Source organism: Actinomadura luteofluorescens (genome assembly GCF_013409365.1).
Lineage (GTDB): Bacteria > Actinomycetota > Actinomycetes > Streptosporangiales > Streptosporangiaceae > Spirillospora > Spirillospora luteofluorescens.
Map to the genome: position 1 here is coordinate 1,293,241 of NZ_JACCBA010000001.1, position 19,618 is coordinate 1,312,858.

The following is a 19,618-nucleotide window of genomic DNA, read 5'->3' on the forward strand; positions in this document are numbered from 1 at the left end:
GTCCGGCTCGTCAGGGCGAGGTGGAGCGAAGCGAGGCCGACGCGCTCTCCCACAGCGCGATGGACATGGCGCGGACGGCCGGATTCGCATCGGATGCGCGGCAGGTCACGAAGATCTCGCGGGCCAGCCCCTGCGGTTCGTCGACGGGAAGGTACTGGATCACATCCTCGCGCTGTCTGGCCAGCTCCGGGATGAGGGCGATGCCGAAACCGCTGGCCACGAGGCCGAGGGCTGTGCGGTAGCTGACCGCCTTGTACGGCACCCGAGGCTCGAACCCCCCGGCCCGGCAGGCGATCTCGGTGACGGATTGGTGGCCCGGCGGCACCATGTCACCGACCCATTCCGCCTCGGCGTAGTCGAACAGGCGGGCCCGCGAGTGAGCGGACGGCGAATCGTTCCGTTGAACCGCCAGCAGCATCGGCTCCGCCCCGAGCAACGTCTGCTGGAGACCGCGATTGTCCGGCCTGGGCGAGCACGAGTACTGGTAGGTGATCGCGAGATCGATCTCGTCGGCGAGGACGGCCGCACGCGCCTCTTCGGTCTCGTGTTCGATGATCGTGAGAGAGATGCCCGGGTAGCGGTGTCGGAACAGTCGCAGCGCCAACGGGAGCAGTTCGGTCGCGGCGGTCGCGAAGGTGGCCATGCGGAGGATGCCGGCTCGCAGGTTCGCCACGTCGTGGACGGCGTGCTCGGCCGCCTCGAGCTCGGACAGCACCCTGTACGCGTGCTCGGCCAGGACACGGCCGGCCAGGGTCAGCTGCACCCGGCGGGCGTGTCTCTCCAGGAGAACGACTCCGGCCTCGCGCTCGAGCTGCGCGAGTTGCTGGGAGACGGCGGAGGCCGTGTAACCGAGCTCCCTCGCGACGGCCACGATGGTCCCCCGCCGTGACAACTCGGCGAGGACTCGGAGGCGTTTCGCGTCGAGCATAAGCAAAACTTAATCTATTTCGGAAAAACCCGCGATTGACCTCCGTCTCGGGGCACCTCAATACTTCCCGCATGATTCACCCCGCAACGCGAGCTGTGAGTGCTCCGACCGCCTCGGCGGTAGACGCGGCACTGGCCGTGGTGACGAACACCCTGGTGGCGAGCCCTCTCATGCCGAGCCCGCGGCTGGCGCCTGACGCGTTCCTCAAACTCGAGAGCCTCCAACCGACCGGCTCCTTCAAAGTCCGGGGTGCCCTGGCCGCCGTGGCGATGGCCGAGCGGAACCGCGGAATCGTCACGGCATCGGCAGGCAATCACGGACTGGCGGTCGCGTGGGCGGCCGAGCGGCTGGACCGGCACGCCACGGTCGTGATCCCTCGGACGGCTTCCAGCGCGAAGGCGAACGCGCTCGAACGCTCGGGTTGCAAGCTCGAACACGTGGGCGAGAACTACGAGGAGGCCGAGGAGCACGCTCTCACCCTGGCGGCGGAAGGCCACTCCTACATCTCCGCCTACAACGACCCGAACGTCATCGCGGGGCAGAGCACCATCGGCGCCGAACTGGCGCACATCGACGGACCGATCACGGTGTACGTCCCCGTCGGAGGGGGCGGCCTGGTGGCAGGCGTCTGCCTGTGGGCACAGGACCGCTCCGACGTGAGGGTCGTCGGTGTCGAGAGCGCGGCGTCGCGAGGGCTGAGCGCGGCGATCGAGGCGGGACGCGTCGTGAACGTGCCCGTCGGCCGGACGCTGGCCGATGGACTCGCGGGCAATCTCGAGGCGGGTTCGGTCACGGTGGAGATCGCCTCACGACGCGTCGACGAGATGGTCGCCGTCACCGAGGAGGAGATCGAGGAGGCCATCCGGTTCCTCGCGGCCGAGCACGGGCTGGTCGCCGAGGGCTCCGGGGCCGTCGGGGTGGCCGCCGTCATGAACCGCCGGGCGACCTCCGTGGGAAGCCCGTTGGCGCTGGTCACCGGCAGGAACATCGCGTTGCCGACACTGGCGGGGGTGCTCGGCGATGCTTCTGCTCAGTGAGTCGGAGATTCACACCCTGCTCACTCCGTCCGAGGCTCTGGAAGCGATGAGGTCGAGCTTCATCGCACATGACCGCGGAGCCGTCGAGAAGCCGGATGTGATCACCCTCGAATTCGACGAGCACGGCGCGGACGTCCACGCCAAGGGCTCCTACATCCACGGCGATCCGACCTGGGCCGTCAAGGTCGCCTCATCGTTCCCCGGAAACAACAGGTCGGGCGAGCCCGTGCACAGCGGCCTGAGCCTCGTCTTCAGTTCGTCCTCGGGCTACTTGGAGGCCATTCTCCTCGACAACGGATACCTGACCGAACTCCGCACCGGCGCCACCGGCGCGCTGGCCACCGACCTGCTGTCGAGAGCCGACGCCTCGACCGTGGCCGTGATCGGCGCCGGCAGCCAGGCAAGGTTCCAGCTCGACGCCCTTCTTCGCGTCCGCAAGATCGACACGGTACGCGTCCTCTCCAGACGCCGGGCTCATGCGGAACGCTACGCGCTCGATGCCCGGACCCGTTACGGCGTGACCGTACAGGTGTGCGACTCGGGCGAGGAGGCCGTGGCGGGCGCGGACATCGTCGTGACGACCACACCATCGCGCGAGCCGGTCGTCGAAGGCGCGTGGCTCGAACCGGGAACCCACCTCACGGCCATCGGTTGCGACTCGCCCGGCAAGCGCGAACTGGACGCCGAGTGCCTGCGGCGCGCGGCGGTCGTGGTCGTCGACGACCCTGACCAGGCGATCACTCATGGAGAGCTCCAGCATGCGGCGCGCGACGGGTCATGGGACGTGTCGCGCACGGTGGCACTCGGCGCGCTCCTCCAGGGGAAGGCGCGCGGACGGCTCGACGACCGCGGGATCACGATCGCGGACCTGTCCGGCGTCGGCTCGCAGGACGCGGCCATCGCGTCGCTCGCGTACTCGAAGGCCGTCGCCAGAGGGATCGGCCGCCGCATCGCCGAGGCCCGATTCCCCGAGGAGACGAAATGAGCGCCACCAGGACGCCCACCGCGCCGGCCCAGCAACTGCGCGTGCATCCTCGGCGGGCCGCGCGCCGGCTCAGGATGCTCTGTGGCGCCGTCGTCGTGTTCTTCCTCGTCGCACTCGCCCATTCACTGTGGACGAATCCGCGACTGCCGAAGGACGTGGTGTGGGACTACCTCTTCCATGAACTGACCCTGAGCGGGCTCGTCGTCACCCTGTACCTCACGGTTCTCGCCATGGTCATCGGGCTGGTCGGGGGCACGCTTCTGGCGATCATGCGTCTGTCGCCGAACCCCGTCCTGTCGTTCTGCGCCAACCTGTACCTGTGGGTCTTCCGGGGAACACCCGTGCTGATCCAGATCATCTTCTGGGGCTACCTCGGAGCGCTCTATCCCGAGCTGAAGATCGGTATTCCGTTCACCGGCATCACCTTCGTGTCCTTCGACGCCAACGTCATCACCCCGACCGTCGCCGCGCTCCTGGCCCTCGGTCTCAACGAGGTGGCCTACGCGTCGGAGATCGTGAGGTCGGGGATCCTCGGAGTCGATGCCGGACAGGTCGAGGCGGCGTCGTCGCTGGGGATGAACTCGCCCCAGACCCTGCGGCGGATCGTCCTTCCGCAGGCCATGCGAACGATCGTCCCGCCGATGAGCAACGAGGTCATCACCATGCTGAAGACGACGGCGCTGGTCTCCGTCATCGCCGGCAAGGACCTGCTGACGAACCTCCAGCAGATATACGCGCAGAACTTCCAGGTCATCCCGCTGCTCATCGTCGCGAGCATCTGGTACATGGCGATCACTTCGGTGCTCACTCTTCTCCAGACCCATCTCGAGAAGCGATACAGCCGGGGCCTGACCCGGACCACGGCCCGAGGGCCCATGAACAGGCTTTTCGGCTTCAAGCGGAGGGGAGCCGTCGATGCCTGAACCGCGCCTGGCCGTCAGCGCCCAGGGGATCCACAAGAGTTTCGGCGACATCCACGTGCTCCGGGGGGTCGACCTCGACGTACACGACGGAGAGGTCGTCTGCCTCATCGGCCCGAGCGGCTCGGGCAAGAGCACCTTCCTCCGCTGCATCAACCATCTCGAGACAGTGGACGTCGGCCTCCTCTCCGTCTACGGCGAACCCGTCGGCTACCGCGAAGAGCGGGGGACACTTCGCGAACTGCCGAACAAGGAGGTCTGCCGTCGCCGCAGCGAGATCGGCATGGTGTTCCAGCGGTTCAACCTCTTCGCGCACATGACGGCGGTCCAGAATGTCGCCGAGGCGCCTGTACGCGTCCTGCACAAGAGCAAAGAGCAGGCATACCAGACGGCGCGGGAACTGCTGGAAACGGTCGGCCTCAGCGACAAGGCCGATTGCTACCCCTCCTCGCTCTCGGGCGGCCAGCAACAACGAGTGGCCATCGCCCGCGCACTGGCCATGGGTCCCAACCTGATGCTGTTCGACGAACCCACGTCCGCACTGGATCCGGAGCTGGTCGGCGACGTCCTCGCCGTGATGCGGGACCTCGCCCAGAGCGGAATGACGATGGTCGTCGTCACCCACGAGATCGGTTTCGCCCGGGAAGTCGCCGACCGCGTGGCCTTCATGGACGGCGGGATCATCGCCGAGAGCGGCCCCACCGAGCAGGTACTCACCAATCCTTCACATGCCAGAACACGGGATTTCCTCTCCAAGGTACTCGCCTGAGCACGGCCGGGAAATTCCCGAAAGGAAGACATGAAAGCACGTAGATTGGCGGCGGTCGCAGCATGCGCGGCCGTCTTCGCCGGCGGGCTCGTCGGCTGCGGTGACTCATCCGACTCGACCGGCAGCGGCTCGACCACGATCGCGGATCGGAAGGTCATGGTCGACGAGCAACTCGCGGCGAAGGTCCCCGACTCGTTCAGGGGCCGCCTGCGCATCGCCACCGCGGCGCCATATCCGCCCTTCGAGTACTTCGACGAGAACCAGAAGCTCGTCGGACTCGACATCGATCTGGGCAATGCGGTGGCCGCCAAGCTGGGCATGAAGACGGATTGGCAGGCGGTCAGCTTCGACGGCGTCATCGCCGGGACCAAGGCGAAGAGGTTCGACCTCATCATCTCGGACATGGGCGTCACCTCCGAGCGGGCGAAGGAGATCGATTTCGTCACGTACGCGCTCGCCGGCATCGGCATGGTCATCCCGAAGGGGAACCCTCAAGGCGTCACGACGCTGGCCGACTTCTGCGGGAAGCCGGTGTCGATGGAAAAGGGCGCCATCCAGGTCACCTTCATCCAGGAGTTCAACAAGACCACCTGCGCGAAGGCGGGAAAGCCCATCCAGATCGCCCAGTTCGCGAAGAGCTCTGACGCGCTGCTCTCCCTGAAGACCGGCAAAACAAGCGGATTCTTCGTCGATCTCGCCAGCGGCACCTACATCGCCCGGACCAGCGAGAAGGGAGCGGCGTTCGAAGTCCTCAACGATTCCAAAGCGCCGCCCAGCGGCTACAACCCGATCAAGATCGGAGTTGGTGTGGGCAAGGACCACACCGAGCTGCGGGACGCGGTCAAGGCCGCGCTGGAGGCGCTCTTCGCGGACGGAACCTATACCGCGATATTCAAGAAGCACGGATTGCAGGGATCCGTCGTCAAGAAGATCGAGATCAATGGAGCGGAGACTCCCCAGTGACGGCACGACCGAGGATCGAGCTGGCGACGGCGGCGTACCTGCGCCGCCTGAACGTCCCGTCCCGGACCTCGGAGGAGGAGATGGGCGCGGCCGACGCACGTGAGTTCAACCGGAAGGCACTCGTCGCGGAGTTCGGCCCGCAGCCGGTCGTCGGCGCCATGGCGGACCACCTCGCGGGCGGCGTCCCAGTCCGCGTGTTCCGGCCCGCCGGAGACGCGGGCGCCGGTCCGGTCGTGCTGTACATCCACGGCGGCGGATGGACGGTCGGCGATCTGGACTCGCACGCCGGTGTGAGCCGGGCGCTGTGCGCCCTGGCGGGCGTCACCGTTGTCGCCGTCGACTACAGGCTCGCTCCCGAGCACCGGTATCCGGCGGCGGTCGAAGACTGCGAGGCCGCGCTCGAATGGCTCGCCGCCCATGCCGACGACCTCGGCGTCGACCCCAGGGCGATCGCCGTGGTGGGCGACAGCTCGGGGGGCAATCTCGCGGCGGTGATCGCACAGCGAGCGACGGCCGCCGGGGTGCGCCTGCGCTGCCAGGTGCTGGTCTACCCCCCCGTTGACAGCAGGTCCCGATCGAAGTCCTTCGAGACGATGGCGACGGGATACGGTCTCGAGGCCGCGGAGATGCTCTGGTACTGGTCGAACTACCTCGGCGAGGCACCGAAGGCCGACGACCCGGGGCATTCGCCGCTCGCGGCCCACGACCTGCACGGCCTGCCGCCCGCTCTGATCCTGACCGCCGAACTGGATCCGCTGAGGGACGAGGCGGAGGAGTACGGTGCGGCGCTGGTGGCGGCGGACGTGCCGGTGAGCATGCGCCGTTTCGCTGGAACGATCCACGGCTTCTTCCGCATGCCGGGCACCATCCCGCTGGGCAGGGTCGCGCTCGAATCGGCCGCCGCGTTCCTCCACTCCCGCCTTTCGGTCACCGGACCGCTACGGAGCTGGGACGACCTGAGTTTCGAGGTCGTGATATGACGCTGACGCTCGACCAGATCGTCGCCACCGCGTCGACTCCATGGTGGATGGAGGACGCGCTTCGGGACGAGGCCGAGGGGACCGCGCTGTCGCCTCTCTCGGAGAGGATCGACGCCGATGTCGCGGTGGTCGGGGGCGGCTACACGGGCATGTGGACCGCGTGGCTGCTGAAGACGCATGATCCGAGCCTGGACGTCGTCCTGCTGGAAGGCGACGAGTGCGGTCTGGGGCCCAGCGGTCGCAACGGTGGTTTCGTCCATGGCTACTGGGGACAACTCGGCCAGCTCGTCGACCTGTTCGGCCCGGAGAAGGGGTTGACGGTCGCCCGCGCGGCGGACGAGGCGCAACAGGCGATCTTGGACTTCTGCCGGGGCTCGGAACGTGATCTGTGGCTCAACGTCGCCGGCATCACCATGATGTCGGCGACTCCCGAACAGGACACCATCGTTCGGCAATCGATCGCGGTGGCCCGCCGTCTCGGTGTACTGGACGAGGTACGCGGCCTCAGCGGCGCGGAGGCCCGCGAGTTCTGCGACTCGCCGCGGTTCCGGAGCGGCGTCCACTACAGGCACGGTGCGACCGTGCAACCCGCACGGCTCGCCCGGGAGCTGCGGCGGCGCGCCGTCGAGGTGGGCGTGCGGATGCACGAGCACTCACCCGTCACCGAGATCCTCGACTCAGGCGACCGGGTCGAGGTCTCGACCGCACGCGGGCGGGTGCGGGCGGAGCGTGCGGTCATCGCCACCGGGGCCGCTCTGACCGGGGAACGCCACATCCGGAGCCGCGTCGTCAACTTCAGCAGCCACATGATCCTCACCGAGCCGGTTCCCGAGCTGATCGAGGAGCTGGGATGGACCGACGGGGTGGGCATCTTCGACGCCAGGATGTTCGTCCATTATCTGCGGACGACGCCGGACGGCCGGATAGCCATCGGCAGCGGTTCCGGGCACATCGGCTACGGGGGGCGCATCAACCCGAGCCTCTACGCCGATCGGCAGGCCGTCGCTCGGGCGCGCCGCGGGCTGGAGTTCCTCCTTCCTTCACTCAAGGGCGTCGGCATCGAGCGCGCTTGGGGTGGCCCGATCGACGTGAGCGGGGACGGGCTGCCGTTCATCCGCCCCAGCAGAACCGGGAGGGTCCTCCGGGCGGGCGGGTTCTCCGGCCATGGCGTCAATCCCTCCTACCTCATCGGGCGGATCCTGACCTCGCTCGTCCTCGGACGGCGGGACTCCTGGGGGCGGCTTCCGCTGGTGCGGCGCACCGTCCCGCGTTTCCCGCCAGAGCCGTTCCGCTGGGTCGGAGGCAACGCCGTCCGCCTGTCGATCGCGAGAGTCGAGGACGGCCAGCAGGGTGATGTGTCGGTCAACGGGCTCCAACGCTTCGTCGCGAACCTGCCGGCGCGACTCGGGATGAAGATCGGTACCCGCTGATCATCCGTTGCCCGCAGGCGGCCGGCCGGGCCGCCCGCCTGCGGGTTCGGCGGCCTTCGACCGTCCAGAGAAGGAAACGAGACATGATGGTGTACGAGTGCTCCACCGGCGGGCGACCGGTCCGGAATCCGGCGCCGAGATGAGTGCCGCCGGCATTCCCTACTTCACCGCCGCCGACATCCACGCCTCAACGACGCCGGCCATGGCGGTCACCGCGATCGAAGACGCCCTCCGGTCAGGGCTCGATCCGAAGGACGACCTGGTCCGGACGACCACCGGCCTGAGACACGGCCAGTTCCTGCTGATGCCGTCAGAGGCCGGGGACAGCGCCGGCGTCAAGATAGCGTCCGTCGCCCCCGGCAACCCGCGCCGCGGCCTACCGCGAATACAGGCCCTCTACGTGCTGTTCGACGCCGCGACCCTCACCCCCCGAGCCCTGCTCGACGGGACCGCGCTGACCACACTGCGCACACCGGCCGTGTCCTTCGCGGCGGTTCGGTCCGCCGTCTCGCGTCTGGGTCACGCGCCCCGGATCCTGCTGTTCGGAGCCGGACCGCAGGGGCGGGCGCACGTCGACGCGCTTCGGTCGCTTCTCGGTCCGGAGGCGGTGGCACACGTGACCTACGTGGTTCGGAACCCGGACCGCGTGGACCGGAGCACGGTCCGGGCCGCGCCGGTGATCCGAGCCGGAGCTCATCACGGAGCCGTCGCCGAAGCGGATCTCATCGTCTGCGCGACGAGCGCGTCCACGCCCTGCTTCGACTCGAACCAGGTCAAGGACGACTGCGTCGTGATCGCCGTCGGCTCACACCAGCCGGACGCTCGTGAGATCGACTCCGCGTTCGTCGGTCGTGCGCAGGTCGTGGTCGAGGACGTGGAGACGGCCACCCGTGAGTCGGGTGACATCGTCATGGCCATCGCCGATGGCGTGATCACTGCCGATCGGCTCGTCGCCATGCGCGACGTCGTGGACGGATCACGCGGGCTCGAGGCGGGCCGCCCGGTGCTGTTCAAGAGTTCCGGGATGTCGTGGGAGGACCTGATCATCGCGAACGCGGTCCTGGAAGCCTCCATGCGACGGCCGCAGGACCGCTGAGCGCGGCACCGTCACCGCGGCCCGACGAGGACGACCGCAACCGCCAGTAGCAAGGAGATGCACGATGACCAAAGAGATCACGCACTGGGCCGGCGGCACCGAGTTCACCGGGACCCCGGAACTGTGGGCCGATGTCACCAACCCCGCCACCGGACGCGTCACCGGACGCGTCGCGCTGGCCAGCGAACCCGACGTCCAGTTCGTCGTCGACGCGGCCAAGAAGGCCTTCACGACCTGGGCGGGCGTCTCCCTGGCCCGCCGCACCCAGATCCTGTTCTCGTTCCGTGAGCTGCTCAACAGCCGCAAGAGCGAGCTCGCGGCGCTGATCACCGCCGAGCACGGCAAGGTGTTCTCCGACGCGCTCGGCGAGATCTCCCGCGGCCAGGAGGTCGTCGAGTTCGCCTGCGGCATCGCTCACCTGCTCAGGGGCGGTCACTCCGAGAACGCCTCCACAGGCGTCGACGTGCACTCCACACGCGCCCCGCTCGGTGTGGTCGGCATCATCAGCCCGTTCAACTTTCCCGCCATGGTCCCGATGTGGTTCTTCCCCATCGCGATCGCCGCGGGCAACACCGTTGTCCTCAAGCCCAGCGAGAAGGACCCCTCCGCCGCGCTCTGGATCGCCGACCTCTGGCGGGAGGCCGGGCTCCCCGACGGTGTCTTCAACGTGCTCCAGGGCGGTAAGACCGCCGTCGACGGGCTGCTGCACAGCCCCGACGTCGCCGCGATCAGCTTCGTCGGCTCCACTCCGGTCGCACAGTACGTCTACGAGGAGGCCAGTCGGCGCGGGAAGCGAGTGCAGGCCCTCGGCGGCGCGAAGAACCACATGGTCGTGCTGCCCGGCGCCGACCTCGGCCTCGCCGCCGACGCGGCGGTCAACGCCGGGTACGGCAGCGCCGGCGAGCGTTGCATGGCGATCAGCGTGCTGGTCGCCCTTGAGCCGATCGCCGACGAGCTCGTCGTCCAGATCGCCGAGCGCATCCGGACGCTGCGCATCGGCGACGGTCGCCGTGACAGCGCCAACACGATCGATATGGGCCCCCTCGTCACCAAGGCCCACCGCGACAGGGTCGCGGGCTTCGTGACCTCGGGCGAGAGGGCCGGCGCCGAACCGGTCATCGACGGCCGCGATGTCCAAGCCCATGGCGAAGAGGGCGGCTTCTGGCTCGGCCCGACCTTGTTCGACCACGTCACGCCCGATATGGAGATCTACCGTGAGGAGATCTTCGGGCCGGTCCTGTGCGTCGTGCGAGTCTCCTCCTACGACGAGGCCGTCGCGCTCATCAACGCCAACCAGTACGGAAACGGCGCCGCGATCTTCACCAACGACGGCGGCGCCGCCCGCCGCTTCGCGAACGACGTCCACGTCGGCATGATCGGGGTCAACATCCCCATTCCGGTACCGGTCGCCTACTACTCCTTCGGCGGCTGGAAGCGCTCGCTGTTCGGCGACACCCACGCCCACGGCACCGAGGGGGTCCACTTCTTCACCCGCGCCAAGGTCGTCACCTCCCGCTGGATCGACCCGTCCGTCCGCTCAGGAGGCGGGCTCGAACTAGGGTTCCCGCAGAATGCCTGACACCGCACAATGCTTCAGTTCACCGAAACGCAGTGCTGCCGGTGGGCTGCCGGGCCGAACGGTGTCTCAGGCCAGCCGATGCGCCCGGCGCCACCCAGCGGGTATATGGGCGGTCTCCGTCCGGCGGATGGAGACCAGCCGTCACGCTGACGGACGGCCGGCTTCGGTGACGGTGAAGCGGCGCAGGTCGAGCGCCGGGTTCTTCGCGCGGACGGCCTTGACGCGCTCGGGCGAGACGTCGCCGGACACGACCCCGGTCCCCTCCCCCAGCGCCGCCACGACGACGCCCATCGGGTCGACGACCATGCTGTTTCCGGCGCCGGTCGGGGCGCACTGGTCGGCGGCCGCCACGTAGATGGTGTTCTCGATCGCGCGGGCCCGCACCAGCGTCCGCCAGTGGTCCTCCTTGAGCGGCCCCGGCACCCATTCGGCGGGCAGCGCCAGGACGTCGGCGCCGGCGTCCACGATCCGCCGCGTCACCTCCGGGAACCGGACGTCGTAGCAGGTCTGCATGCCGAACGTGACGCCGTCGACGGCGAACGTGCGCGGCTCGCCGATCTCGCCGGGGCGCACCAGCGCCGACTCCTCGTACCCGAACGCGTCGTACAGGTGGATCTTGCGGTACTCGGCGACGACGTCCCCGGCGGGGGCGACGGCGACGAGGGTGTTGGAGATGCGGCCGGGATCGTCCAGCCGCTCGTTCACGCCCGCGACGACGTGGACGCCGTGGCGCCGGGCCAGGCCGCCGAGCCCCGCCACGAACGGGCCGTCGAGGGCCTCGGCCGAGTCGACGAACCGCCGGTCCATCTTCGGTGCGGTGAACATCGCGAACTCGGGCAGCACCACGACCCGCGCGCCCTGCCCGGCCGCCTCGGCGACCAGCCCGCCGATCGCCGCCAGGTTCTCGTCCTTGTCGGTTCCGGGCGCGAACTGCGCCACCGCGACCCGCACCATACGCCGCCTCCTACATCCGGTCGACGCCGGTCACCCGGACGACGGCCTCGCCCTCCTGGTCGGAACCCGCGAGGTCGACCTCGGCGCTGACGCCCCAGTCGTGATGCCCCTCGGGATCGTCGAACACCTGCCGGACGCGCCACAGCGCGTCCTGCGGGACCTCCTCGATCTGCAGCAGCTTCGGCCCCCGCGCGTCGGCCCCGGTGAGCAGCTCGTCGTGCTCCTCGAAGTAGCGGTCCATCGCCTCCGCCCACGCGTCGGCGCCGAAGTCGGGGTCCAGCCCGCCCAGCTCGCCGTAGCGCTCCAGCGCCGCCAGCTCCACCCGGCGGAACATCGCGTTGCGCACCAGCACCCGGAACGCCCGCGCGTTCGCGGTGACCTTGGTGACGCGCTCCTCGATCGGCTCGTCCAGGTCCTCGGCGGCGGGGTTGGCGAGCTGCTCCCACTCGTCCAGCAGGCTGGAGTCGACCTGCCGGACCAGCTCGCCCAGCCACTCGATCAGGTCGATCAGGTCGTCGGTCTTGATCGACTCCGGGACGGTCTGCTGCAGCGCCTTGTAGGCCCCCGACAGGTACCGCAGGACGAGCCCCTCGCCCCGCGCCAGCTCGTAGTACCCGATGTACTCGGTGAACGTCATCGCCCGCTCGTACATGTCGCGCACGACGGACTTCGGGCGCAGCGGGTGGTCGCCGACCCAGGGGTGCCCGGCCCGGTAGACCTCGTAGGCGGCGCCGAGTACGTCCTCCAGCGGCTTCGGGTGGTCGACGTCCTGGAGCAGTTCCATCCGCTCCTCGTACTCGATGCCCTCGGCCTTCATCTCCTGGACGGCCTCGCCCCGCGCCCGGTTGACCTGCGCGGCCAGGATCTGCCGCGGGTCCTCCAGCGTCGCCTCGATCACCGACAGCACGTCCAGCGCGTACGACGGCGACGCCGGGTCGAGGATCTCGAAGGCCGCGAGCGCGAACGTCGACAGCGCCTGGTTGAGCGCGAAGTCCTCCTGGAGGTCGACGGTGATGCGCGCGTACCGGCCGGCGTCGTCCGGCTCCGGCAGCACCTCGACGATGCCGCCCGCGAGCAGCGACCGGTAGATCGCGATGGCGCGGGAGATGTGCCTGCGCCGCGCCGCGGGCTCCTCGTGGTTGTCGGTCAGCAGCCGCTTCATGGCCTGGAACGCGTTGCCCGGCCGCGCGATCACCGACAGCAGCATCGCGTGGCTGACCTGGAACCGGGACCGGAGCATCTCCGGCTCGGCCTCCTGCAGCTTCTTGAAGACGTCCTCGTCCCAGCCGACGAACCCCTCCGGCGGCTTCTTGCGCTGGACCTTCCGCCGCTTCTTCGGGTCGTCCCCGGCCTTGGCCAGCGCCTTCTCGTTCTCCACCACGTGCTCGGGCGCCTGCGCGACGACGAACCCGACCGTGTCGAAACCGGCCCGCCCCGCCCGCCCGGCGATCTGGTGGAACTCCCGCGCCCTGAGCCGCCGCACCCGGTGCCCGTCGTACTTGCTGAGCGCGGTGAACACGACCGTCCTGATGGGGACGTTCACCCCGACCCCCAGGGTGTCGGTCCCGCAGATGACCTTCAGCAGCCCGGCCTGCGCGAGCCGCTCCACCAGCCGCCGGTACTTGGGCAGCATCCCGGCGTGGTGGACCCCGATGCCGTGCCGGACGAACCGCGACAGGTTGCGCCCGAACTTCGTGGTGAACCGGAAGTTGCCGATCAGCTCGGCGATCCGCGCCTTCTCCGCCTTGGTGCACACGTTGATGCTCATCAGCGCCTGCGCCCGCTCGATCGCCGCCGCCTGCGTGAAGTGCACCAGGTAGATCGGCGCCTTCTGCTCGGCCAGCAGCTCCTCGATCGTCTCGTGCAGCGGCGTCACCCGGTAGTCGTAGATGAGGGGCACGGGCCGCTCCGCCGACGTCACCAGGGCGGTCGGCCGCCCCGTCCGCCGCGTCAGGTCCTTCTGGAAGAACGCGACGTCCCCGAGGGTGGCCGACATGAGCAGGAACTGGGTCTGCGGCAGTTCCAGCAGCGGTATCTGCCACGCCCAGCCCCGCTCGGGTTCGGCGTAGAAGTGGAACTCGTCCATCACGACCACGCCGATGTCGGCGTCCTTGCCGTCCCTGAGGGCGATGTTCGCCAGCACCTCCGCCGTGCAGCAGATGATCGGCGCGTCCGCGTTCACGCTGGCGTCGCCGGTCATCATCCCGACGTTGTCGCGCCCGAACATCTCGCACAGGTCGAAGAACTTCTCCGACACCAGCGCCTTGATCGGCGCCGTGTAGAACCCGACCTGGTCACGGCCGAGGCCCGCGAACAGCGCCCCCGCCGCCACCAGGCTCTTGCCCGACCCGGTCGGCGTCGACAGGATCACGTTCGCGCCGGAGACCACCTCGATGAGCGCCTCCTCCTGGGCGGGGTACAGCGTGATCCCGCGCCCCGACACCCACCGTTCGAACGCCTCGAACAGCGAGTCGGCGTCGGTGTCGTTTCCGGAGGGAAGCTCATCGATAAGGCTCACCCCTCCATCCTGCCCCCGATCACCCACTGCCCGCGCCGGACGCCGCTCCGCGTCTAGACCAGCCCGTGGCCGTACCTGTCCATGAGGGGCCGGAGGTCGGGCTCTCCGAAGGACTCCCGCATCGCCTCGAAGACGGGGACCTTCTCCTCCCCGAACCGCCGGACGCGGCCGGCGTAGGTGGCGGCGGACACGAAGGTCGGCGGATCGGTCTTGCTGTGGAACTTGTCGGCGTACATCACGAGCCGCTCTTCGCCGGTCACGGCCACGTAGTCGCCGGCCGGGACGGGAAGCCGCTGCCGCGCGATGTCGTCGCGGGAAAGCCCTACCCCGGTGTGGCACGAGCAGAAGCGGCAGATCTCCTCCGGGAACCCCTCCTCCCGGAGGATCTCGTGACCGAGCACCCCGTGCCGGACGTAGCCGCTGTAGTCGATCGTCCCGGACGGGCCGAAGAGCCGGTAGACGCCGAGGTCGTGCAGCAGGCACCCGGCCCGCACGAGATCGGCGTCGACCGCGAGCCCCGCCCCGTCCATGACGCGCTCGGCGATCTCGGACACGATGACGCAGTGCGTCCACACGGCCTCGAACGCCTCGGCCCCTGGCGCGTACCGCTCGTGCAGGGCCCGGATCTCGTCGACCCCAGGTATCTCCACCCCACGACCTTAGACCGGCGCGCCCGCTCGGCCCGTCAGGGACGGACCGAGCTGCGGGCACAGGGGCCGGCCGTCAGGCGCCTACCTCGGTGCGGTCGCCTCCCCAGAGGGTGTGGAAGGAGCCGTCGCGGTCGGTGCGGCGGTAGGTGTGGGCGCCGAAGAAGTCGCGCTGCCCCTGCGTGAGCGCGGCCGGCAGGCGGTCGGCGCGCAGGGAGTCGTAGTAGGCCAGCGCGGTGGAGAAGCCGGGCGCGGGGACGCCGAGACGCGCGGCGGTGGCGACCACCTCGCGCCAGGCGTCCTGGGCGTCGCCCACGGCCTCTGCGAAGTGGTCGTCGGTCAGCAGCGTCGGGGTCTCCGGGTCGGCCTCGTAGGCGGCGCGGATGCGGTCCAGGAAGCGGGCCCGGATGATGCAGCCGCCGCGCCAGATGGTGGCCATCGCCCCGAGGTCGATGTTCCAGCCGTACTCGGCGCTGCCCGCCTGGATCTCGTGGAACCCCTGCGCGTACGCCACGATCTTGGAGGCGTACAGGGCCTTCTCCACGGCGTCGGCGAAGCCGGAGTCCGCGACGGCCGTGCGGGACGGCCCGGGCAGGCCCCGCGCGGCCTCGCGCAGCGCGGCGTGGCCGGAGACGGACCGGGCGAACACGGCCTCGGCGATGCCGCCGACGGGGACGCCGAGGTCGAGGGCCGTCTGCACGGTCCAGCGGCCGGTGCCCTTCTGCTCGGCCTGGTCCAGGACGACGTCAACGAACGGCCGGCCCGTCGAGGCGTCGGTGTGCGCGAGGACCTCGGCGGTGATCTCGATCAGGTAGGACTCCAGGCGGCCGGTGTTCCAGGTGCGGAACACCTCGGCGATCTCGGCCGGCGCGAGCCCGGCGGCGTGCCGCAGCAGGTCGTAGGACTCCGCGATCAGCTGCATGTCGGCGTACTCGATGCCGTTGTGCACCATCTTCACGAAGTGCCCGGCGCCGTCGGGGCCGACGTGCACGCAGCAGGGCGTCCCGTCGACCTTGGCGGAGATGTCCTCCAGCAGCGGACCGAGCGCCTCGTAGGACTCGGCGGAGCCGCCCGGCATGATGCTCGGGCCGTGCAGCGCGCCCTCCTCGCCGCCGGAGATGCCGGTGCCGACGAAATGGATCCCGCGCTCGCGCAGGTCGGCCTCGCGGCGGCGGGTGTCGGCGAAGTTGGCGTTGCCGCCGTCGACGATCATGTCGCCGGGCTCCAGCAGCGGGGCGAACTCGTCGATGACCGCGTCGGTCGGGCCGCCCGCCTTCACCATGACGACCAGCCGCCGGGGCCGCTCCAGGGACTCCACGAACCGCTCCGGCGTTTCCGCGGGCAGGAACGTTCCCTCGCCGCCGAATTCCTCCACCAGGGCCTTCGTCCTGGCGGACGTGCGGTTGTGGACGGCTACGGGGTGCCCGTGCCGGGCCAGGTTGCGGGCCAGGTTGCGCCCCATCACCGCCAGTCCGGTGACACCGATTCGCGCCTTCTGCATTGGCTGACTCCTCCTCGTGTGCGACCCTGACCAAGGGGTTGTACGCGGCTCATGATCCCCCCGTTCGAGCGCCCGGGCCCGCATACCCGCGCTCGTCGCGGGAACGGGTCGCGCTTTGAGGATCACTATCGATGGTGCCATCTACCTGGGGGTGCGATGCTGGGACTGCCGGACGAGGCGGCCGCGTGTCTCTTCGATCTCGACGGCGTGCTGACCCGGACCGCGGCCGTTCACGCGGCGGCGTGGAAGGAGATGTTCGACGGCTACCTGCGCGAACGGGCGGAGCGGACCGGTGAGCCGTTCACCGAGTTCGACCCCGTGCGCGACTACGGCCGTTACGTCGACGGCAAGAGACGCGAGGACGGGACGCGCTCGTTCCTGGAGTCGCGCGGCATCTCCCTGCCCGAGGGAGATCCGGACGATCCGCCCGAGAAGGAGACCATCCGGGGCCTCGGGAACCGCAAGAACTCCCTCGTCCTGAAGATCATCCAGGAGAAGGGCGTCGAGACCTTCGACGGGTCGATCGACTACGTCCGCAAGGCGCGCGAGGCCGGGCTGAAGACCGCCGTGGTCTCCTCCAGCGCCAACACCGTCCAGGTCCTGCGGACCGCCGGCATCACCGACCTGTTCGACGCGCGCGTGGACGGCGTCATCGCGGCGGAGCGCGACCTGCCCGGCAAGCCCGCTCCCGACACCTTCCTCGCGGGGGCCGAGGAGCTGGGCGTCCCCGCAGGCAAGGCGGTCGTCTTCGAGGACGCGCTCGCCGGCGTCCAGGCGGGGCGCGCCGGGAAGTTCGCCTACGTCGTCGGCGTCAACCGGGTCGGCGACGAGCACGCGAAGGCGCTCGCCGAGCACGGCGCCGACATCGTGGTCGACGACCTGTCCGAGCTGCTGGAGGGGCCGTGAGCGAGCACGAGAGCCAGGGCGCCGACCGGCCGGTGTTCTCCGTCGAGCCGTGGTGCGTGCGGGAGCCGGAGCTGCGGCTCGACCGGCTGGCCCAGACCGAGTCGGTGTTCTCCCTCTCCAACGGGCACGTCGGCATGCGCGGCAACCTCGACGAGGGCGAACCGCACGGGCTTCCCGGCACCTACCTGAACTCCTTCTACGAGCAGCGTCCCCTGCCGCACGCCGAGACCGCCTACGGCTACCCCGAGATGGGCCAGACGGTCATCAACGTCACCAACGGCAAGGTGATCCGGCTGCTCGTCGACGACGAGCCGCTCGACGTGCGCTACGGCCGCCTGCACCACCACGAGCGGATCCTCGACATGCGCGCGGGAACGCTCACCCGGCACGTGGAGTGGACGTCCCCGGCCGACCGCAGGATCAAGGTCACCTCGGTCCGGATGGTGTCGCTGACCCAGCGGGCCGTCGCGGCGATCTGCTACGAGGTCGAGCCGGTGGACGAGGCGGTCCGGGTGGTCGCCCAGTCGGAGCTGGTGGCCAACGAGGCACTGCCCGGCGGCGGCAAGGACCCGCGCGCCTCGGCGATCCTGAGCAGCCCGCTCGTCGGCGAGGAGCACGTCGCCAACGGCACCAAGGTGCTGCTGCTGCACCGGACGCGGCAGAGCGGCCTGCGGATGGCCGCCGGGATGTCGCACGACATCGAGGGCCCGGAGTCGATGGCGATCGACACCGAGAGCTCCAAGGACGTGGGGCGGCTGACGGTCGCGACGCGGCTGGAGCCGGGGCAGCGGCTGCGCATCGTCAAGTACATCTCCTACGGCTGGTCGAGCCGGCGGTCGCGCCCCGCGCTGCACGACCAGGTGGTCGGGGCGCTGGCGGGCGCGCGGCAGACCGGCTGGCAGGGCCTGCTGGACGAGCAGCGCGAGTACCTCGACGACTTCTGGGAGGGCGCGGACGTCGAGGTCGACGGCGACGCCGAGATCCAGCAGGCGGTCAGGTTCGGGCTGTTCCACGTCCTGCAGGCGGGCGCCCGCGCGGAGCGCCGCATGATCCCGGCCAAGGGGCTGACGGGACCGGGCTACGACGGGCACACGTTCTGGGACACCGAGACGTTCGTGCTGCCGGTCCTCACCTACACCTCCCCCGGCGCCGCGGCGGACGCCCTCGGCTGGCGGCACATGACGCTGCCCCTGGCCCGGGACCGTGCCAACCAGCTCGGCCTGGAGGGCGCGACGTTCCCGTGGCGGACGATCCGCGGGCACGAGTGCTCGGGCTACTGGCCCGCCGGCACCGCCGCGTTCCACATCAACGCCGACATCTCCGACGCGGTCGTCCGGTACGTGGACGCCACGCAGGACGAGCAGTTCGAGCGGGAGATCGGCCTGGACATCCTGGTCCAGACGGCCCGGCTGTGGCGGAGCCTCGGCCACCACGACGTGGGCGGGGTGTTCCGCATCGACGGCGTCACCGGCCCCGACGAGTACAGCGCGGTGGTGGACAACAACGTCTACACCAACCTGATGGCGCGCCGGAACCTCCAGGAGGCCGCCGAGACGGCGATGCGCCACCCGGACGTGGCCGACCGGCTCGGCGTGAACGCCGAGGAGGCGGCGTCGTGGCGGGACGCGGCGGCGGCGATGCTCATCCCCTACGACGAGCGGCTCGGCGTCCATCCGCAGAGCGAGAGCTTCACCAACCACGCCCGCTGGGACTTCTCCGCCACCAAACCCGACCACTATCCGCTGCTGCTGAACTACCCCTACTTCGACCTCTACCGCAAGCAGGTGGTCAAGCAGGCGGACCTGGTGCTCGCCCTGCACCTGTGCGGCGACGCGTTCACCGACGAGCAGAAGGAGCGCGACTTCGCCTACTACGAGGGCCTGACCGTCCGCGACTCGTCTCTGTCGGCGCAGACGCAGGCGGTCGTCGCCGCCGAGGTCGGCCAGCTGGAGCTGGCGCACGACTACCTCGGCGAGACCGCGCTGATGGACCTGCACGACCTGAACCACAACACCCGCGACGGGCTGCACATCGCCTCGATGGCGGGGGCGTGGAGCGGGCTCGTCGCCGGGTTCGGCGGGATGCGGGCGGGCAAGGGCACGCTGCGGTTCGCGCCGCGGCTGCCCGGCGGGATCAGCCGGCTGGCGTTCCGGATGCGGTACCGGGGCAACCGGATCAAGGTCAGCGTGACCGGTGAGGCGGCCCGCTACGAGCTGCTGGACGGCCGGGGCCTCACGCTGTGGCACCACGGCGAGCGGTTCACCCTCGCCGACGAGCCCGTCGAGCTGCCGATCGAGCAGATCCCGGTGCGCCCGGCGGTGACGCAGCCGGCGGGCCGGGAGCCCGCGCCGCGGCGCATCGACCCGCACGGACGCGACCCCCGCCGCCGCTAGGCGGGGTCGCTG

At 69.8% G+C, this 19,618-nt stretch carries 16 protein-coding genes; 11 read left to right on the forward strand and 5 right to left on the reverse strand.

All coding sequences use genetic code 11. From position 1 onward, the window contains the following. Window positions 1-10 precede the first annotated feature (10 nt). The gene (locus BJY14_RS05725; protein ID WP_179842647.1) at window positions 11-928 is read right to left on the reverse strand and encodes a LysR family transcriptional regulator; all 918 of its coding nucleotides are present in this window, start codon (window positions 926-928) and stop codon (window positions 11-13) included. Between the two features lie 155 nt (window positions 929-1,083). On the opposite strand from BJY14_RS05725, the gene BJY14_RS05730 reads away from it, so the two are divergent. The 9 genes from BJY14_RS05730 (at window position 1,084) to BJY14_RS05770 (ending at window position 10,687) form a co-directional block, all read left to right on the forward strand. Beyond that, window positions 1,084-1,965 carry a threonine ammonia-lyase gene (locus BJY14_RS05730; RefSeq protein ID WP_218905137.1) on the forward strand — a complete coding sequence of 294 codons (882 nt, stop codon included), beginning with the start codon at window positions 1,084-1,086 and terminating at the stop codon, window positions 1,963-1,965. Window positions 1,966-2,011: 46 nt separating this feature from the next. Then, on the forward strand, window positions 2,012-2,950 hold the full coding sequence (locus BJY14_RS05735; RefSeq protein WP_246396546.1) for an ornithine cyclodeaminase family protein: 939 nt from the start codon (window positions 2,012-2,014) through the stop codon (window positions 2,948-2,950). After that, a complete protein-coding gene (locus tag BJY14_RS05740; RefSeq protein WP_179842650.1) occupies window positions 2,947-3,873 on the forward strand; it encodes an amino acid ABC transporter permease in 927 nt (308 codons plus the stop codon). Before BJY14_RS05735 ends, BJY14_RS05740 begins: the two co-directional genes overlap by 4 nt. Then, complete coding sequence (locus BJY14_RS05745) at window positions 3,866-4,639, forward strand: amino acid ABC transporter ATP-binding protein (protein ID WP_179842651.1); 774 nt, start codon at window positions 3,866-3,868, stop codon at window positions 4,637-4,639. The genes BJY14_RS05740 and BJY14_RS05745 overlap by 8 nt, the downstream gene beginning before the upstream one ends. A gap of 30 nt (window positions 4,640-4,669) precedes the next feature. Continuing rightward, on the forward strand, window positions 4,670-5,602 hold the full coding sequence (locus tag BJY14_RS05750) for an ABC transporter substrate-binding protein (protein WP_179842652.1): 933 nt from the start codon (window positions 4,670-4,672) through the stop codon (window positions 5,600-5,602). Continuing rightward, window positions 5,599-6,582, forward strand: coding sequence for an alpha/beta hydrolase (locus BJY14_RS05755; protein WP_179842653.1), 984 nt, complete (start codon window positions 5,599-5,601; stop codon window positions 6,580-6,582). The genes BJY14_RS05750 and BJY14_RS05755 overlap by 4 nt, the downstream gene beginning before the upstream one ends. Beyond that, on the forward strand, window positions 6,579-8,012 hold the full coding sequence (locus BJY14_RS05760) for an NAD(P)/FAD-dependent oxidoreductase (RefSeq protein ID WP_179842654.1): 1,434 nt from the start codon (window positions 6,579-6,581) through the stop codon (window positions 8,010-8,012). Before BJY14_RS05755 ends, BJY14_RS05760 begins: the two co-directional genes overlap by 4 nt. A gap of 97 nt (window positions 8,013-8,109) precedes the next feature. Then, window positions 8,110-9,108, forward strand: a complete 999-nt coding sequence (locus BJY14_RS05765; protein ID WP_312879002.1) for an ornithine cyclodeaminase family protein — start codon at window positions 8,110-8,112, stop codon at window positions 9,106-9,108. Window positions 9,109-9,172: 64 nt separating this feature from the next. After that, a complete protein-coding gene (locus BJY14_RS05770; protein ID WP_179842655.1) occupies window positions 9,173-10,687 on the forward strand; it encodes a CoA-acylating methylmalonate-semialdehyde dehydrogenase in 1,515 nt (504 codons plus the stop codon). A gap of 141 nt (window positions 10,688-10,828) precedes the next feature. Here BJY14_RS05770 and BJY14_RS05775 read toward each other — a convergent pair whose 3' ends face one another. The 4 genes from BJY14_RS05775 to gnd all read right to left on the reverse strand — a co-directional run bounded on the left by BJY14_RS05775 (window position 10,829) and on the right by gnd (window position 16,307). Next, complete coding sequence (locus tag BJY14_RS05775) at window positions 10,829-11,641, reverse strand: carbon-nitrogen hydrolase family protein (protein WP_179842656.1); 813 nt, start codon at window positions 11,639-11,641, stop codon at window positions 10,829-10,831. Between the two features lie 10 nt (window positions 11,642-11,651). Beyond that, window positions 11,652-14,159, reverse strand: coding sequence for a DEAD/DEAH box helicase (locus tag BJY14_RS05780; RefSeq protein WP_179842657.1), 2,508 nt, complete (start codon window positions 14,157-14,159; stop codon window positions 11,652-11,654). Window positions 14,160-14,212: 53 nt separating this feature from the next. Continuing rightward, window positions 14,213-14,809, reverse strand: coding sequence for an HD domain-containing protein (locus tag BJY14_RS05785; protein ID WP_179842658.1), 597 nt, complete (start codon window positions 14,807-14,809; stop codon window positions 14,213-14,215). A 73-nt stretch (window positions 14,810-14,882) separates the two neighbouring features. Further along, window positions 14,883-16,307 carry an NADP-dependent phosphogluconate dehydrogenase gene (gene gnd / locus BJY14_RS05790; protein ID WP_179842659.1) on the reverse strand — a complete coding sequence of 475 codons (1,425 nt, stop codon included), beginning with the start codon at window positions 16,305-16,307 and terminating at the stop codon, window positions 14,883-14,885. A gap of 156 nt (window positions 16,308-16,463) precedes the next feature. Between gnd and BJY14_RS05795 the strand changes: the two genes are divergently transcribed. Further along, window positions 16,464-17,213 carry an HAD family hydrolase gene (locus BJY14_RS05795; RefSeq protein ID WP_179842660.1) on the forward strand — a complete coding sequence of 250 codons (750 nt, stop codon included), beginning with the start codon at window positions 16,464-16,466 and terminating at the stop codon, window positions 17,211-17,213. Continuing rightward, window positions 17,210-19,606: a glycoside hydrolase family 65 protein gene (locus BJY14_RS05800; RefSeq protein ID WP_179842661.1), complete on the forward strand. Its 2,397-nt coding sequence runs from the start codon at window positions 17,210-17,212 to the stop codon at window positions 19,604-19,606. Before BJY14_RS05795 ends, BJY14_RS05800 begins: the two co-directional genes overlap by 4 nt. Window positions 19,607-19,618 lie beyond the last annotated feature (12 nt).

Coding starts and splice junctions, on each gene's coding strand:
- BJY14_RS05775 (WP_179842656.1), bottom strand. CDS start 11,641: ATGGTGCGGGTCGCGGTGGCGCAGTTCGCGCCCGGAACCGACAAGGAC.
- BJY14_RS05760 (WP_179842654.1), top strand. CDS start 6,579: ATGACGCTGACGCTCGACCAGATCGTCGCCACCGCGTCGACTCCATGG.
- BJY14_RS05745 (WP_179842651.1), top strand. CDS start 3,866: ATGCCTGAACCGCGCCTGGCCGTCAGCGCCCAGGGGATCCACAAGAGT.
- BJY14_RS05795 (WP_179842660.1), top strand. CDS start 16,464: ATGCTGGGACTGCCGGACGAGGCGGCCGCGTGTCTCTTCGATCTCGAC.
- gnd (WP_179842659.1), bottom strand. CDS start 16,307: ATGCAGAAGGCGCGAATCGGTGTCACCGGACTGGCGGTGATGGGGCGC.
- BJY14_RS05770 (WP_179842655.1), top strand. CDS start 9,173: ATGACCAAAGAGATCACGCACTGGGCCGGCGGCACCGAGTTCACCGGG.
- BJY14_RS05735 (WP_246396546.1), top strand. CDS start 2,012: ATGAGGTCGAGCTTCATCGCACATGACCGCGGAGCCGTCGAGAAGCCG.
- BJY14_RS05750 (WP_179842652.1), top strand. CDS start 4,670: ATGAAAGCACGTAGATTGGCGGCGGTCGCAGCATGCGCGGCCGTCTTC.
- BJY14_RS05740 (WP_179842650.1), top strand. CDS start 2,947: ATGAGCGCCACCAGGACGCCCACCGCGCCGGCCCAGCAACTGCGCGTG.
- BJY14_RS05725 (WP_179842647.1), bottom strand. CDS start 928: ATGCTCGACGCGAAACGCCTCCGAGTCCTCGCCGAGTTGTCACGGCGG.